We start from the raw sequence: 14,366 nt of genomic DNA on the forward strand, positions 1-14,366 counted from the left end.
CATGTCCAAGCTCACACTGACCAAGACACGGCTTCTCGAAGGCGTCTGGCAAGGCGTTCTGACCTGCGAGGGGGAGGGCAATTATCAGCCCGATATTCAGGTGACCCATCTGCAAGAGGATATCCCCGGCGTCGAGATCGTGGAAAACCCCGAGCAGAAGCTCTGGACCCTCCGCATCCCGATCCCCCCGGAAAAGATCTCCGACGGGGTGCAGACCTTCCTGATCCTCGATCGCAAGACCGGCGAGACTCTGGACAGCTTCACGCTGATCGCCGGCGACGCGCTCAGCGATGACATCCGCGCCGAGGTGACGCTCCTGCGCGAGGAACTCGACATGCTCAAACGCGCCTTCCGCCGGCATTGCCTCGAGACGATGTAAGGCCCGTCCGGGGCCAGTGCCGGATCGGGGGGGGCTACGCCGCCCCCTTCCATGTCAGCGGCGTGAGATACACCATGCCGTCCCCGACACTGACCATCACCTCGCCGTCCTGGATATTGACCTGAAGCTTCATCGCGCGGCTGGCAAGCTTCGCCAAGGCGCCGGTCTCCGCTTCGGAAAACCCGATCACCTGCAGATTGTCGAAGCGCGCGGTGCTGCCCTTGAGCTTGTCCCACCAGATCTCGGCGGTCCTGCCGCCATAAGGATAAAGGACCACCCGCCCCGCCTTGGCACAGGATTGCCGCACCACCTTGTCACTGGGCAGCCCCAGCGTGACCCAGACATCCAGCTCCCCGCTCAGGCTTTTTTGCCAGATATCCGGCTCGTCATCGGTGGACAGCCCCTTGGTCATCTCCAGATGCTCATGGGCATTGAGCGCGAAGGCCACGATGCGCAGCATCATCCGCTCATCGGTTTCCGAAGGGTGCCTGGCGATGGTCAGCTTGTGGGTCTCGTAATAGTGACGATCCATGTCACTGACCGACAGCTCGACTTTATAAATGGTAGCATTCTGCGCCATGCGATGTCCCGACCCTGCAAAGATCGCAATGCCTACAGCGTCTTGGGGGATTGTGAAAGGGGGGAGTGGGTTGGGGGGGTGATCGGCCCGAAGGAGACTTTCAAAGGAAATACTGCGAATGTCCGGAGACAACCGACAAAGAGCATTCAGTCAGTTAAAGAAAAGAGGCCCATCGATTACACCATTCCTGCCTTTCCTGTGTGAATATGATCAATCTTCTGTGACGATCGAAGGTAAAACATGAAGTAGGGGTTGGTGACCTCAAGTTTGTCGTCGTCCCATTCTAGGACGGGAGTGTCTTTTTTGATATCTTTTGCGATACCATCCATTTGTTTGAGGGCGAGCTGGACGCTGGAACCTACAGGGGGTTCTTCAATGCAGACGCCTTTTATTCTGTCCATGATCTCATCGTAATCATAGCTTAGCCTTGGTGGGTTTTCGATGAGAGCAAGAAGGATTGTGCGGTATACGTCGCCTTTAGATCCATCTTTTAGATTGAACTCTTTCCGCTGCGTTCCGCGCTCCTTCGCACCTGTGTGTAATTTTTCAACCGTCCTTGAATAATCAGTTTGAAGCGTAGTTCGCTCCAAGGCGGCCCTATATTCTTCGTCAGAAATTTCAGTTCTTCTTTCCAGAACTTGTTTATTCCTGATGCCTTTCTCAAGGCACAAATTCAAGCACAGAGACTGCATTAGCTGTGGCGAGCCAAGTGCTTCGGTTGCGAGTTTCTTGATTATTGCGGGCGCTATATCAACGCCGAGAGTCGAAAATCCATTTTTGGCAATAAGCTCCAATTCTTGAACAGTCCAGTAGTCAAAGAGGATTGAGATTATCCGACCTGTCAACTCATCATTGGCGCGAACCATATCATCGGATTTGTGAGGCACCGAAGCAATGCAAACGCGAACGCCGCGTTCAGCAATCGCCTTGATGGACTTGGCAATGTCGACCTGCGCCTCTTCTGCAATATAGTGAAAGTCATCCAAGAATACGACAAAATCGCTTCCGCTGAGTTCGTTCACAACAGCCTCAAAGAACTCAATGCCATGTTTCTCTGACGTCGCTGTCGTGAATTCAATGCCACCGTTTAATTGCCCCTCAGCCTTTCCTTTGGCGAAGATGATTCCCGCTTCGGCACTTGTTTTGCCTGCAGCGCCTGCTTTAAGGACCCTCTCTTTGATCTTTTCGATTTCCTCCGGGCCACCGATCCATCGCATAACTGATTGCCAGAGGTCGTTTGAGGAGCGCAGCGAGTGGCCCGTCACGGGGATTATCCGGTCTGCTGTTAGGAGAGTGTCGACCAAGGCAGTCTTACCTGTCTTGGATGGGCCAGATATGGAGATCACCATTTTCGGCATGTCGAGAGCAGCAGTAAGCTTTTCTTCGTTCTTTTCTTCGCCTCTCGTAACGTAAGTATGCGTAGGTGTTCCATTTGGGACAAAAACATCGAAAACAAAATCAACCATCTATCGCCTCCCGAAGTGAAACATGAAGAAATGGGCGCCGTTGCTGGGCTGGTAGCACCTCGATGTCTTCACTAAGTCAGAAGATACCGGATGGAACAAGAGGCATCACAGTGTTAGGTCCTTGGCTTTGTCTAGTCATAATTGCGCATCGCGGTCACGTCGTTTCGCACCCGAAACTCTCCGCTTAGCCGCTCTTTGTGCCGATCGCACCCGGCCATCCACTCCCCACCCACCTCTGCCATCAGTACCCCCGCCAAATCACCCCCCCTTGGGCAGGGAAACGATCGTCGGGTCTGTCTCGGGGGCCAACTCCTCGAAGTCGAAATTGTCCAGGTGGCGGGCGCGGCGGCCGGCCTTGTCGGCCGAGATCTTGATCTCGCTGATATCCTTGGCGGCCTGGCTGAAATGCCGGTCGAGGTTCTCCACCCGCGTCCCCAGCCGTTCCACATCCCCGAAAAGCAGCCCCAATTCGCGCCGGATCGCCCCGGCCTGTTCGCGCATCCGCGCGTCCTTGAGGATCGCGCGCATCGTGTTCAGCGTCGCCATGCAGGTGGTCGGCGACACGATCCACACCCGCTTGTCAAAGCCCTCGCGCACCAGTTCGGGGAAATTGGCGTGCAACTCGGCATAGACCGCCTCGGAGGGCAGGAACATCAGCGCCCCATCCGCCGTCTCGCCATCGAGGATGTATTTCTCGGCAATGTCCCGCAGGTGCTTGCGCACCGAGACGCGCAGGAACTTGGCGGCCTCGTTCACCTCCCAATCGGTCTTGGCCCGGCGCAGCGCCTCATAGGCCTCCAGCGGGAACTTGCTGTCGATGCAGATCGGCCCCGGCGGGTTGGGCAGATGGATCAGGCAATCCGCCCGCCGCCCGTTGCTCAATGTCGCCTGCAACGTGTAGCTGTCCGAGGGCAGCGCCTTGGTCACGATGTCATGCAGCTGGATTTCCCCGAACGCGCCGCGCGTCTGCTTGTTCGACAGGATATCCTGCAGGCTCAGCACATCGCCCGACAGCTTGGTGATGTTCTCCTGCGCCTTGTCGATCGCCATCAGCCGTTGCTGCAGATCCCCCAGCGATTGCGCCGTGCGCCGCGCCGAGCCTTGCAGGTTCTCGGCCATCTGCCCCGACACGTCCGACAACCGCTTTTCCATCAGCTGCAGCAGATGCGACTGCGCCGCCGCCTGTGCCTCGGACACATGGTTCAACCCGCCCGCAAGCTGCTGTTGCCCCTGGCTCAGCATCTGCACGTTCTGCCCCAGCTGGCCCACTTGCTGCGCCAGCGGTTCGGTCATCCGTGCCGTGCGCGCCGCCGTTCGGACGGCCATCATCAGCAGGATCAGCACCAGCCCGATCAGCCCGGCCGCCGCCATAGCCGCCAGCACCACGGGATCATCGAAAGCATAGCGTGTCTCGCCGATCTGGATCATGTGCGTCCGAACAGCCTCTCGATATCGGCCAGCTTGAGATCCACATAGGTGGGCCGGCCATGGTTGCACTGTCCCGAATGGGGCGTTGCTTCCATCTCGCGCAGCAGGGCGTTCATCTCCTCGGCCCGCAGCCGCCGCCCGCTGCGCACCGATCCGTGACAGGCGACCCGGCTCAGGATCGCCTCGATCCGGGCCTGCACCGATCCGCTGTCGCCCTGATCGGCCAGCTCATCGAGGATATCCAGCAGCATCGCCCGCGCATCGCAGGCCCCAAGGATCGCGGGCGTTTCGCGCACCGCCACCGCCCCGCCGCCGAACGGCTCGATCACCAGCCCCAGACGCGCCAGATCCTCGGCCAGCTCCAGCAGGCTCGCGGCATCCTCGGCCGACATCTCGACGATCTCGGGGATCAAGAGCGCCTGACTGGCCACGCCGGTCTCGGCCATCTGCCGCTTGAGCTTTTCATAGACGATCCGCTCATGCGCGGCATGGGCATCGACGATCACGATCCCGTCCGTCGTCTGCGCAAGGATGTAATTTTCATGCAGCTGCGCGCGCGCCGCGCCAAGCGGCAGCGCCTCGGGGGGCACGTCATCGGTCGCGGTCTCGTCGGCGGGATCGCTCAATGGCTCGACCCGCGCGCTGAATGCGCCCGCCATCTCGGCAAAGCCCGGCGCTTGCGCCTGATAGGCCGCGACGCGCGCCTGTGCCGACGGGCGGTCCATCTGATAGACCCGCGCCGGCCCTGCGGGTTCGGGCCGCATCGCGCCAAGCGTGGCGCCCGCCACCGTGCTCGAGGCGCGATGCCCTGCTTCTGCCAGCGCATGACGCAGCCCCGACACGATCAGCCCGCGCGCCAGACCCGGATCGCGGAACCGTACCTCGGATTTCGCAGGATGCACGTTCACATCCACCAGCATCGGATCGCACTCGACAAACAGCGCCGCCGCCGGGTGCCGATCCCGGCTCAGCACATCCATATACGCCGCGCGCAGCGCGCCGATCATCATCCGGTCGCGCACCGGCCTGCCATTCACGAACAGGTATTGCGCCACCGCCGATCCCCGCGAATAGGTGGGCAGCGCGGCATAGCCCGTCATCCGCAGCCCGTCGCGCGTGGCGTCGATCCTCAGAGCGTTATCCGCGAAATCGCTGCCCAATATCCGCCCCAGCCGGCCATGCAGCGCATCGAACATATCGCCCGTTTCGGCATCGGCGCGAAACACCATCCGCCCCTCGCCGCCGCCCGACACATCGCGCAGGGTAAAGCCCACGAAGGGCTCGGCCATCGCCAGCCGTCTCACGATATCGCCGATGGCCTGGGCCTCGGCCCGATCCGAGCGCATGAATTTCAGCCGCGCAGGCGTGGCATGAAACAGATCGCGCAGCGTGACGATCGTGCCGCCATTCAACGCCGCGGGCTTCACCTTGCCCATCTGTCCGCCGCTGACGGCGATCTCGGCGGCCTCGTGACCCCGCGCGCGCGAGGTGATCGTCAGGCGCCCCACCGCCCCAAGGCTGGGCAGCGCTTCGCCGCGAAACCCGAACGTGTGGATGTTGAGCAGGTCCGAGCCGTCGATCTTCGATGTGGCGTGCCGCGACAGCGCAAGCGCCAGACTGTCAGGCGCGATTCCGCAGCCATCATCTGTCACCCGGATCAGTGTCTTGCCACCATCCGCATAGGCCACGTCGATTCGCCGCGCGCCTGCGTCCAGCGCGTTTTCCACCAGTTCCTTGACCGCCGAGGCCGGTCTTTCCACAACCTCGCCCGCCGCGATGCGGTTGATCGCCGCGTCGTCCAGCTGCCGGATCACCGGCTGCGATTGGCTCATATTGGGGCTGACTGTGTTCATGCCCCAATACCTAGCATGGGTGGCGCCGATTCTGCCAGATCACTCTTGGGTCTGCCGCGGTGGTCGAAAAAGACCCACGTTGCGGGTTGGAATGCTATTGTATTCAATTATGTGAATGCAAAGTTGTTTGATGACCATTCAGTCAACCAAATGGAGGACATGCCGATGTTCAGCCGCACCAGCCCGGGCACGGGCGCACAGTCACCCACCGTGACCGGGTTTCACGATCCCGCCACCGGATCGATCCAGTATGTCGTTGCGGATGACAGCACCAAGAAGGCCGCCCTGATCGACGTGGTGCTTGATTTCGACCCGGCCGAGGCCCGCACGCGCCACGACTCGGCGCAGGAGATCGTGGATTTCGTCCGCAGCGAAGGGCTGGAGGTCGAGTGGATTCTCGATACGCACCCGCATGCCGATCACCTCATGGCTTCGGCCTGGCTCAAGGAACAGCTTGGCGCGCCCGCCGCCATCGGCGCACGTGTGCGCGACATCGCCCGGCTTTGGGGAAAGATCTACAACACCCCCGGCGCTTTCGATCCCGACCGCGATTTCGACCGCCTGTTCGAGGATGGCGACACCTTCAAGCTGGGCAATCTGGATGTGCGGGTGATGCTCTCGCCGGGGCATACGCTTGGCTCGATCACCTATGTGGTGGGCGATGACGCGGCTTTCGTGCATGACACGCTGATGCATGTGGATGTCGGCACCTCTCGTGCGGATTTCCCCGGCGGATCGTCGAACGAGCTTTACGACAGCCTGCAGGCGATCCTGGCGCTGCCCGATCAGACACGGCTCTTCATCGGCCATGATTACCCGCCCGTCGGGATCGCACAGAGCCTGCCTGGGAAGCGACCGTGGCCAGCCACAAGGCCGAAAATCCGCATGTCGGGGGCAAGGCAACGCGTGAAGCCTTCACCCGGCTTCGCAATGATCGCGACGCCACGCTCGGCCTGCCGGACAGGATGCTCTACGCCTTGCAGGTCAACCTGCGCGGCGGTCGCCTGCCCGATCCCGAAGGCGACGGGTATCGCTACTTCAAGATCCCCGCAAACCGTTTCTGAGACCCGAAAGGACCAAGAATGAAAACCGAAACCATAGGTTCCGCCGAATTGCAGGTTTGGACCGTCGACGAGGTGGCGCAGGCCTGGGTGCGCAACGAGATCGTGCTGATTGATGTGCGCACGCCGCAGGAATACATGTTCGAGCATATCGAAGGCGCGCTGCTTCTGCCCTTGCCGTTCTTCAACGCCGACAAGCTGCCGGGACAGAGCGACAAGAAGATCGTGTTTCACTGTGGCTCGGGCATACGCTCGGACAAGGTGGCGCGGGCGGCTCTCGGCGCCGGGATCGACCGGATCGCCCATATGGAAGGCGGGTTCGCCGCTTGGAAACAGGCGGGGCTGCCCTTCATCGGCACCAACATGGCCACCGGCGCGCCACAGCGCGTCAACGGCTGATCGCTTCGTCGTCAGACAACGAAAAATCCCGGGCGCTGACGCCCGGGATCTCTCTCTCGCAAGTCGCTGATCGGAAGGATATCAGCCTTTCGAGAATTCGGGATAGGCTTCCATCCCCAGTTCGTCCTTGTCCAGACCGTTGATCTCGGCTTCTTCGGTGACGCGAATGCCCATCACGGCCTTGAGGATGAACCACAGGATCAGGCTGCCGACGAAGGTGAACACACCATAGGCGATGATGCCCATCAGCTGCGTGCCAAGGCTCGCGTCGCCGTAGAAGATCACCGCGATCGTGCCCCAGATACCTGCGAACAGGTGCACCGGGATCGCGCCGACAACGTCGTCGATCTTCAGCTTGTCCAGCAGCGGCACCGTGAAGACCACGATCACACCACCGATGGCACCGATCCACAGCGCACCGAACAGGGTGGGCGCCAGAGGCTCGGCCGTGATCGACACCAGACCAGCCAGCGCGCCGTTGAGCACCATGGTGAGGTCGGGCTTCTTGTAGAGAACCTGCGTCAGGATCAGCGCGGTCACCGCACCGGCCGCAGCCGCCATGTTGGTGTTGGCGAAGATGCGCGACACGTCGGACACGTCACCCACGGTGCCCATGGCAAGCTGCGAGCCGCCATTGAACCCGAACCAGCCCAGCCACAGGATGAACGTGCCCAGAGTGGCCAGCGCGAGGTTGGAACCCGGCATCGGGTTGACCTTGCCGTCCTTGCTGTACTTGCCAAGACGCGGTCCCAGCACGATGGCGCCCGCCAGAGCGGCCCAGCCACCCACCGAGTGCACGACAGTCGAGCCTGCGAAGTCCGAGAACCCGGCTTCCGACAGCCAGCCGCCGCCCCACTGCCACGAGCCCGAGATCGGGTACATCACGCCGGTCAGCAGGATCACGAAGATCAGGAAAGGCCACAGCTTGATCCGCTCGGCCAGCGCGCCCGACACGATCGAGGCGGTGGCGGCGACGAACACCAGCTGGAAGAAGAAATCCGACCCGACCGAGGCATAGTCCAGCGCCGCATCGGCAGCCGCGACACCCACCGGATCCAGAACCGTGGTCGAGAAGAACGGCCCGACCCAGCCTGCAACCATCCAGCCATCGCCCGGATACATCAGGTTGAAGCCGATGAGCCAGTACATGATCGCCGCAAAGGAATAGAGCGCGATGTTCTTCGTCATCTGCATGGTGACGTTCTTCGACCGCACCAGCCCGCCTTCGAGCATCGCAAAGCCCGCGGCCATGAAGAAGACCAGAAAGCCCGCCATGCAGAACAGCAGGGTTGTCATGATGTAGGGGCCGATCTCGTCGAAGCTGGGTGCCGCGTCCTGCGCAAGCGCCAGCGACGGCAGTACGGTCAAAGCCGCAGCCGCAAGGCCGGCCTTCGTATATCGTTTCATGTCCATTATCCTTTCCCCCACGCGTCTCAAAGCGCGTCTTCGTTGGTTTCGCCGGTGCGCACGCGCACGGCCTGCTGGATGTCGAGAACGAAAATCTTGCCGTCGCCGATCTTGCCGGTCCGGGCCGTATTCGTGATCGTCTCGATCACCTGATCCGCCATCGACGCCGAGACCGCGATTTCAAGTTTGACCTTGGGCACGAAATTCACGGCGTATTCGGCGCCGCGATAGATTTCCGTATGACCCGACTGCGAGCCGAAGCCCTTGATTTCCGTCACCATCATCCCGCGTACGCCGATCTCGGTCAGCGCCTCGCGGACCTCCTCCAGCTTGAACGGTTTGATTGTCGCAATGATGAGTTTCACTGGTGTCCCTTTCGGTTACGTTCACCCTGTGCGGTTTGCACTTGCAGCAAATGCCGTGAATCTCGAATCCGGAAGGCGACTCTGCGGAAAGATCGTTACTTCTCAGGGGTAATTGATTAAATAATGTGCAATAATATTAAAATGCTCAAAATATAATCATACATGGAAGACGGCACCGCTGTTCGGCAGGGGTCTACTTTTGTTTTGCAACGGTATAATATCCCCAAAACAGACAAGTCCCGGGCAGGACCCACATGAGTAATTCAGGTCGCAAGAAACCCCGTCTCGTGGCGGACAAGCGCTATGGCGCGCCCAAGGCGTCCTCGGGCGCCAAGCCGCGCAAACCCTCGCCCAAGCGCGTGGCGCGGCCCCGCAAATCGCGGTCGCGCAATCCGATCGTGCGCTTTGTCTCGGGCGTTTTTTCCTGGGTGTTCCGGCTGGTCTGGGGCATCGGCTGGCGGCTTGGCGCCGTTGTTTTGCTGATTGTCGGCCTCGCCGTGGGCTATACCTACACCACCTTGCCCGAGGTCGATGAATTCCTCGACGGGCGTGCGCGCGGCTCGGTCACGCTTCTGGACCGCGAAGGCGATGTCTTTGCGTGGCGGGGCGATCAGTTCGGTGGCGTGGTCACTGCCGACACCGTCAGCTCGCATCTCAAGAATGCCGTCATCGCCACCGAGGACAAGCGCTTCTACATGCATCCCGGCGTCGATCCCATCGGCATTGCCAGCGCCATCCGAATCAACCTGAGCGAAGGGCGCGGCCCGCTTCAGGGCCATGGCGGCTCGACCATCACGCAACAGGCCGCGAAACTGCTTTGCTTCGGGGTCAAATACGACCGCACCCAATGGGAAAGCGAAGCCGCCTATATCCGCGACTGCCGCCGCACCTCGCTTGCGCGCAAGCTCAAGGAAGCGGTCTATGCGATGGCGATGGAGGCCAAGTATACCAAGGACGAGATCCTCTCGATCTATCTCAACCGGGCCTATCTGGGCGGCGGGGCTTACGGCGCCGAGGCCGCGTCCCAGAGGTTTTTCGGCAAGGGCGCGGCGCAATTGTCGATTTCCGAAGGCGCGATGCTGGCGGGTCTTCTGACCGCGCCCTCCACCCTTGCGCCGACCGCCAATCTGGAGCGCTCGCAGAACCGCGCCTCGGTCGTGGTGCGGCTGATGCGCGATCAGGGGTATATCTCGGCCTCTGACGCGGCCACTGCGCTGGCCCAACCCGCCGAACTCAGCGAAGCCGCCGAACGGCAGGCGGGCGGCTATTTCGCCGATTGGGTAATGTCGTCAGGGCCGGAATTCTTCACCCGCGACACCACCGAAGACGTGATTATCCGCACCACGCTCGATCAACGCATGCAGACCGCCGCCGAAGAGGCGCTCAGCTACATCTTCGAAAACAAGGTGCGCGAAGGCTCCAAGGCGCAGGCCGCGATCGTGGTGATGTCTGCCGATGGCGCGGTGCGGGCCATGGTGGGCGGCCGCAAGACCCGCGTCACCGGCGCCTTCAACCGCGCCACGCAAGCCAAGCGCCAGACCGGCTCGGCTTTCAAGCCCTTCATCTATGCCACAGCGCTCGAATTGGGCTACACGCATGATTCGACGGTGGTGGATGAACCCTTCTGCCTCGATGTCCCCGGCTCAGGTCGCTGGTGCCCGGCAAACTACACCCGCAACTATTACGGCCGCGTCACGCTGACTGACGCGCTCAAGAACTCGCTCAACATTCCCGCGGTCAAAATCTCGGAAAGTGTGGGGCGCGATCTGGTGCGCAAGGTGGCCAGCGATTTCGGGATCGAAAGCGATCTGGACGCAGGTCCGGCACTCGCGCTCGGCACGTCGGAAAGCACGTTGATCGAAATGACCGGCGCCTATGCTGGCATCCTGAACGGCGGCTCGTCGGTCACGCCCTATGGTCTGGTCGACTTGCGCCTACTGGGCGACGAGGAATCGCTGATGGGAACCACGGGCGGCATCCGCGAGCGCGTCATTCAGGAAGACGCCGCCCGCGAACTGATCTGGATGATGCATCAGGTGGTCCAAAGCGGCACCGGCGGGCGCGCAAAACTTCCCGACCGCGAAGTGGCGGGCAAGACGGGCACGACCCAGGCCGCGCGCGACGCCTGGTTCCTTGGCTTCACCGCAGATTATGTCGCTGGGGTCTGGATGGGCTATGACGACAACACGCCGCTGACCGGTGTCACCGGAAGCGGGCTTCCGGCTGAAATCTGGCACGAGACGATGCTGCGGGTCCACGAGGGGGTCGAACCGCGCCCGCTGCCCATGCTGCGCCCCGCTCCCAAACCGGTCCCCTCCCAGCCGGTCCGCCGAGAGCCTCAAGGCGGCAACGCGATCGAAAATCTGCTGCGCGGTCTGTTCGGCGCGCAATGAATCTGGTGTCTCTACAGCCCGGATAATCCGGCGCTGAAGGACTTGTGGACACAAATTCGGGTTTCGGAGCGGTTCTTCGTCCTAAACGCGCGTAGGTTTGGTACGGTTCGTACGGACCTATCCGGCGCTGCGCAGGTCTTGAATTAGCCCGTCGATATCGCCCCGGCGGCGGTCCAGCATCGCGCCGATCTCGGTCCGTTCGCTCAGACGCAGGCTGATCCCTTCGATCACCATATCGAAGAAAAGATCTTGTCCAGACCGGTCCGACACCAGGAAACGTACCTCGAAAGGCGCCTCGCCACGCAGATAGACGGTCGAGGCGACCTCGTGCCAGGACTTGACCTGACGCACGCCCTTGACCTCGATCCGGCCCCCGACGAACTCATTGAAACGCTTGCCATATTTCCGCGCAATGTAGCCGCGGAAGGCATCCACGAACGCCCGCATCTGCCCCGAGCTCAGCCGCCGCGAATCCGGTCCGAGCGTCGATTGCGCGATGATGTTCACATCCGCATAGCGCGAGAAAATGCGCTCGAAGTCGCTGATCATCGCGCCCACAGGCTTGCCCGAGCTGATCACGCGGTTGATCTCGTTGACCACCTGATCCACCAGCGCCTTGGCCTTGGCGTCGGTCAGCGCAAGCGCCGCGCCGGGTGCGGTCACAAGCCCCGTAAGTGCAAGACCTGAAACGATAAAATCGCGTCTCGATAGATCATTCATCATAAGGGTCCCCATAACTTCCGGTCGGCAGGTCGTACGGATCATCCGCTGTTCCGTATGTTGCATCATAGGGGTCCAGATAAGAACCCTCCCGGCCCTGGCCCAGTTCGAACCTTCGATTCTGAAGATAAAGTGATCGGGCCTGTGCGTAGCTGTCCGCACTCTCGTAAAGAATGGAATCGATCGTATCCGAGAACCGCCCCCGGTCACTCAGCCGCGACGATACCGAAGCCACTGTTCCGTAATAGTTTTCTGGGGAGTCCAGTGCATAGGTCAGGGGGTTGGTGAAGACATCCACGACCTTGCCCCATGCCGCCCGTTCGGTCGATGGACCAAGCAGCGGCAACTCCACATAGCCGCCTTCGCGCACGCCCCAGACATACAGCGTCTCGCCGAAATCGGCGTCTGTCGCTTCGGGCATGCCAATTTCGGTTGCTGGATCGAAGAACCCGCCAAGCCCCATGGTCGAGTTCACCACGAACCGATAGGTGTCCTCGGTCGCGCCCCGGCCATTGCCCTGCAAGATATTGTTAACAATGGATCCCGGCAGCGAAAGATTGAAGGCGAAACGCCCGATCAGCGTTTCGATATCGTCCGGAAGAAAGTTGGAATACCCCCGCCCCGCCGGACGGATCACCGCGCGGTCGAGCGATCTGTTGAATTCATGGATCTTGCGATTCGTCGGTTCATAAGGATCGAACGGCTCTTCGGGTGAATGTCCGGGGCCAGGTGCCGCGCAAGCAGCCATAAGCAGCAAAGCTCCCAGTGCGGGAGCCAGTCGGAAAGGACGGGATATCAGGGTCAGGGCAGCAGACAAGGATAAGACCAATTCAAATGCAACGTAGGGCGTACATAACGCATCCAAGCATGATGCCCATAAAGCAGTAAAGCGAGTCATTTTTGTTGTTGCAATCAAGTGACAACATCCTGTCTCGGATTGAGCGGTATTTCCGCTGGCTGCGCCCTTTTTGAGGGCATTTTTTTGATTTCCTTCCTGCGGTTCACGGGCTAGCGTCCGGCGAAACCTGAACAAGCGAGGACATGACTATGGGAACATTCGAAGCGAAACTGGCCGAGCTTGGCGTGACATTGCCAGACGCTCCGGCGCCGGCGGCCAATTATGTCCCTTATGTGCAGGTGGGCGACATGCTGTTCGTGTCCGGCCAGATTTCCAAGGACGGTGACATGTTGATCACCGGAAAGCTCGGGCAGGACATGGACACGGCAGCAGGCGCCGAGGCTGCCAAGGTTTGCGCCATCGCGCTGCTGGCGCAGGTCAAGGCGGCGTGCGGTGGTGATCTGGACCGGTTGAAGCGGGTGGTCAAACTCACCGGTTTCGTCAACTCCACCCCGGAGTACACCGAACAGTCGCAGGTCATCAACGGTGCCTCGGATTTCATTGGTGCAGCGCTTGGGGATGCGGGCAAGCATTCACGTTCGGCGGTGTCGGCAGCGGCTCTGCCTTTTGGCGTAGCTGTTGAAATCGAAGGGATATTCCAGATCGGATGAGCACTCTTCCCGAACTTTTCCGCCGCCTGCCCATGGCCCATCGCGGATTGCATGATGTGCGATCCGGGCGGCCGGAAAACTCGGTCGAGGCTGTCAGTGCCGCGATTGAGGCCGGCTACGGGATCGAGATCGACCTGCAGCTTTCCTCCGATGCCCGTGCCATGGTCTTTCATGATTACGACCTGACCCGGCTGACTGGCACCAAGGGGCCGATCCGCCAAAGAACAGCGCAGGACCTGACCGCCATGCCGCTGCTTGGCGGTACTGCGGGCATTCCGACATTCTCAAGCCTGCTCGATCATGTCGCGGGGCGGGTGCCTTTGCTGGTGGAACTCAAGGATCAGCATGGTCAGATGGGTGAAACCGATGGGCAGCTTGAGCAGGCTGTTGCAAGAGACCTGCAGGGATATGAAGGGCCTGTTGCGCTGATGTCGTTCAATCCGCATTGTGTGGCCCTGCTGCGCGATCTGGTGCCCGATGTGCCGCGTGGGCTGGTCACCTGCCGGTATCGCCGTATCGACTGGCCCCTGCTCAGGCGCGGGGTGCGGCACCGGCTGCGCGATATCCCGGACTATGACCGCGTGGACGCCAGCTTCATCAGCCATTCCGCGAAAGGTCTGGATCAGCCGAGGGTGGCGGAGCTCAAGGCGGCGGGCGCGGCTGTCCTGTGCTGGACCGTTCGTTCCGGCGCCGAAGAAACACAGGCGCGCAAGGTGGCCGACAACATCACGTTTGAGGGCTATTTGCCTGAAATTCCATCTTGATCCGCAACGCGCCGGCCACAGATTGCAGACAAGGGTCACAGA

13 protein-coding genes and 1 pseudogene are annotated in these 14,366 nt (G+C 61.0%); 6 read left to right on the forward strand and 8 right to left on the reverse strand.

Annotation, left to right across the window (positions count from 1 at the left end; all coding sequences use genetic code 11):
* Position 1: 1 nt before the first annotated feature.
* Complete coding sequence (locus RAZWK3B_RS14610; protein ID WP_007816475.1) at positions 2-379, forward strand: hypothetical protein; 378 nt, start codon at positions 2-4, stop codon at positions 377-379.
* A gap of 34 nt (positions 380-413) precedes the next feature.
* On the opposite strand, the gene RAZWK3B_RS14615 is transcribed toward RAZWK3B_RS14610, so the two are convergent.
* The 4 genes from RAZWK3B_RS14615 to mutL form a co-directional block, all read right to left on the reverse strand.
* Positions 414-959, reverse strand: coding sequence for a YaeQ family protein (locus RAZWK3B_RS14615; RefSeq protein ID WP_007816476.1), 546 nt, complete (start codon positions 957-959; stop codon positions 414-416).
* Positions 960-1,135: 176 nt separating this feature from the next.
* Positions 1,136-2,425 carry a P-loop NTPase family protein gene (locus RAZWK3B_RS14620; protein ID WP_007816477.1) on the reverse strand — a complete coding sequence of 430 codons (1,290 nt, stop codon included), beginning with the start codon at positions 2,423-2,425 and terminating at the stop codon, positions 1,136-1,138.
* Positions 2,426-2,683: 258 nt separating this feature from the next.
* Positions 2,684-3,853 carry a DNA recombination protein RmuC gene (locus RAZWK3B_RS14625; protein WP_007816478.1) on the reverse strand — a complete coding sequence of 390 codons (1,170 nt, stop codon included), beginning with the start codon at positions 3,851-3,853 and terminating at the stop codon, positions 2,684-2,686.
* Positions 3,850-5,706, reverse strand: coding sequence for a DNA mismatch repair endonuclease MutL (gene mutL / locus RAZWK3B_RS14630; protein ID WP_037295938.1), 1,857 nt, complete (start codon positions 5,704-5,706; stop codon positions 3,850-3,852). Before mutL ends, RAZWK3B_RS14625 begins: the two co-directional genes overlap by 4 nt.
* 159 nt (positions 5,707-5,865) lie before the next feature.
* On the opposite strand from mutL, the pseudogene RAZWK3B_RS14635 reads away from it, so the two are divergent.
* A pseudogene (locus tag RAZWK3B_RS14635) lies at positions 5,866-6,770 on the forward strand (MBL fold metallo-hydrolase).
* 18 nt (positions 6,771-6,788) lie between these two features.
* Entirely contained in the window at positions 6,789-7,166 is a 378-nt protein-coding gene (locus tag RAZWK3B_RS14640; protein ID WP_007816486.1) for a rhodanese-like domain-containing protein, read from the forward strand.
* An 81-nt stretch (positions 7,167-7,247) separates the two neighbouring features.
* Here RAZWK3B_RS14640 and RAZWK3B_RS14645 read toward each other — a convergent pair whose 3' ends face one another.
* Positions 7,248-8,579 carry an ammonium transporter AmtB gene (locus tag RAZWK3B_RS14645; RefSeq protein ID WP_007816488.1) on the reverse strand — a complete coding sequence of 444 codons (1,332 nt, stop codon included), beginning with the start codon at positions 8,577-8,579 and terminating at the stop codon, positions 7,248-7,250.
* Positions 8,580-8,599: 20 nt separating this feature from the next.
* A complete protein-coding gene (locus tag RAZWK3B_RS14650; protein ID WP_007816490.1) occupies positions 8,600-8,938 on the reverse strand; it encodes a P-II family nitrogen regulator in 339 nt (112 codons plus the stop codon).
* A gap of 254 nt (positions 8,939-9,192) precedes the next feature.
* On the opposite strand from RAZWK3B_RS14650, the gene RAZWK3B_RS14655 reads away from it, so the two are divergent.
* Positions 9,193-11,331 carry a transglycosylase domain-containing protein gene (locus RAZWK3B_RS14655; protein WP_037295939.1) on the forward strand — a complete coding sequence of 713 codons (2,139 nt, stop codon included), beginning with the start codon at positions 9,193-9,195 and terminating at the stop codon, positions 11,329-11,331.
* Positions 11,332-11,448: 117 nt separating this feature from the next.
* Here the strand turns inward: RAZWK3B_RS14655 and RAZWK3B_RS14660 are convergent, their stop codons facing one another.
* Both RAZWK3B_RS14660 and RAZWK3B_RS14665 read right to left on the reverse strand, forming a co-directional pair.
* Positions 11,449-12,054 carry an MlaC/ttg2D family ABC transporter substrate-binding protein gene (locus RAZWK3B_RS14660; protein ID WP_007816492.1) on the reverse strand — a complete coding sequence of 202 codons (606 nt, stop codon included), beginning with the start codon at positions 12,052-12,054 and terminating at the stop codon, positions 11,449-11,451.
* Positions 12,044-12,799, reverse strand: coding sequence for an MlaA family lipoprotein (locus RAZWK3B_RS14665; protein ID WP_007816493.1), 756 nt, complete (start codon positions 12,797-12,799; stop codon positions 12,044-12,046). Before RAZWK3B_RS14665 ends, RAZWK3B_RS14660 begins: the two co-directional genes overlap by 11 nt.
* Positions 12,800-13,098: 299 nt before the next feature.
* Between RAZWK3B_RS14665 and RAZWK3B_RS14670 the strand changes: the two genes are divergently transcribed.
* The gene (locus RAZWK3B_RS14670; protein WP_007816494.1) at positions 13,099-13,560 is read left to right on the forward strand and encodes a RidA family protein; all 462 of its coding nucleotides are present in this window, start codon (positions 13,099-13,101) and stop codon (positions 13,558-13,560) included.
* Positions 13,557-14,324, forward strand: a complete 768-nt coding sequence (locus tag RAZWK3B_RS14675; RefSeq protein WP_007816495.1) for a glycerophosphodiester phosphodiesterase family protein — start codon at positions 13,557-13,559, stop codon at positions 14,322-14,324. The genes RAZWK3B_RS14670 and RAZWK3B_RS14675 overlap by 4 nt, the downstream gene beginning before the upstream one ends.
* The last annotated feature ends 42 nt before the right edge of the window (positions 14,325-14,366 follow it).

It is taken from the genome of Roseobacter sp. AzwK-3b (assembly GCF_000170875.1).
Taxonomy (GTDB): domain Bacteria; phylum Pseudomonadota; class Alphaproteobacteria; order Rhodobacterales; family Rhodobacteraceae; genus Roseovarius; species Roseovarius litoreus.